The 1,322-nt window shown below is 28.5% G+C and carries 1 protein-coding gene; it reads right to left on the bottom strand.

Annotation, left to right across the window (positions count from 1 at the left end; all coding sequences use genetic code 11):
* On the bottom strand, window positions 1–1,322 hold a 1,322-nt coding region (locus tag L8X24_RS07885; protein WP_263664337.1), incomplete at both ends, for a ShlB/FhaC/HecB family hemolysin secretion/activation protein.

Here is a 1,322-nt window from a genome sequence, read left to right as displayed (position 1 = left end):
TCATTAGTTTTATTATAAAGTACTTGCAAGCCTACTGCATCTAAAAAATGCTCATCTGCTAATCTACCCCCATCTTTTTCATACCAAGCATAACCTATATCATAAAAAGGAGTAAAATAAAAATTAGTATTTGGTATATTCATTCTTATACCAAAGTTAGCTATTATGGTATTATCTCCATCCCCATCTCCATTATCATAAGCTCTTACTCCATAAGCTCCACCTAAAGAGGAACTCTCAGAAGGATCTAATTCAAAATTCCCTAAGACCTTTTGATAGTTTATATTTAAAGTATGCGTAATGTATTCATTAATACTATAATAATTATTCACACTAGCATTGAGTTTTCTAAACCAACCAAAGCCTCCATTTTTAGAAGTATAAGAACTTAAAGAATTACCATCATCATATACCTTACCTATGCTTATCTTAGCACTATAACTTAAGGTATTATTCTCAAATCCTCTAAACAAACCTTCTAAACCCATACTACCTACATTAGAATGTTTTTCAATACTATAACCTTCAAATATATTTGAGAAAGGTTCGTCTTTTAATATTTTATGATAAATACTTGAAGTAAGATATAAAGAGGAATTAGTATTAATCCACATAGGATAAGAAAAGTCTATACCAAAATTTCTAGAAGTACCACTAAAACCAACTTCTTTATAATCTCCACCTAAAGAATAAGATCCTTGAGATATACTTGGAGTAATTTTTAAATTTCCTAAAAAGAAAGTATAACTAGCTCCATAGTTAATTTGTTTTTCATTACTTGATTGTAAGTAAAAATTATAATAATCTCCCATATTAAATATAGAATTAAATCCCATACTAATACCAGCTCTAATATCCCCTGCACTTTCAATACCATAATTATCAGCATATAATAATACATTAGCCTTAGTATCAGGAACTACTTCTATAACTACATCAGTTTCTCCTACATTCTCTCCTGCTTGTAAACCTGCTAGGGTTTGTACTCCATACATTTCATTGACTTTATATACACTATCTTCTATTAATTTAGTAGAGATGATTTTACCTTTGATTCTTTCATTAAGTTTACTTTCAAAAAAATAATCTTTTATAGTAGTTTTATTCTTTATTATATACTTACCTAATGTTCCTAAGGCTATGTTTATTTGTACACTATCTTCAAATTCTTGTTGGGGTACATAAGCTGTTGCTGCAGGATAGCCATTAACTTGGAAATAATAAGCAATGATATTAGATATATCTTGTAAATCTTGTAAGCTAAATCTTTTAGTGCTAAACTCACTAATAAGTAATTGTAAATCTTCTTCTTTAATACCTAG

Source organism: Campylobacter sp. CNRCH_2015_0814 (genome assembly GCF_025772765.1).
Taxonomy (GTDB): Bacteria; Campylobacterota; Campylobacteria; order Campylobacterales; family Campylobacteraceae; genus Campylobacter_D.
This window is presented reverse-complemented; position numbering and strand designations above follow the sequence as displayed.